1 pseudogene is annotated in these 388 nt (G+C 45.4%); it reads left to right on the plus strand.

The features are described from left to right. Positions 1-357, plus strand: a pseudogene (locus tag J7R10_RS09515) (amino acid kinase family protein); the annotation flags it as partial. Between the last annotated feature and the right edge of the window lie 31 nt (positions 358-388).

Genomic DNA, 388 nt, shown 5'->3' on the forward strand with positions numbered 1-388 from the left:
GGAGGGGGAAATATTTTTCGTGGAGTTGCTGTTGCTTCACATGGAGGGGATCGTGTGAAAGGTGCTCATATGGGACTGCTTGCCACGGATATTAATTTTTTAGCATTGCGAACACAATTGCTAAAGCTAGGGGTTGAGACACTAGTATTGTCCGCGATCGCTCTGCCACAAATTTTGGAAAGTTTTTCACAGCGTACAGCCATTGGTTATTTGAATCAAGGGAAAGTTGTTCTTTTTGCAGGCGGTACAGGAAATATATTTTATCCCAACGGTTCCGCACCGACTATACCCGGCGCACAAATTGGGGGCGATGCTCTTTTAAAAGGGACACCTGGGGCAGGTCCTTTTTCTTCCGATCATTAGCTCGAAACTACAGCATAACGTTTTG

This window comes from Bartonella vinsonii subsp. berkhoffii ATCC 51672, from assembly GCF_902825225.1.
GTDB classification, from domain to species: domain Bacteria; phylum Pseudomonadota; class Alphaproteobacteria; order Rhizobiales; family Rhizobiaceae; genus Bartonella; species Bartonella berkhoffii.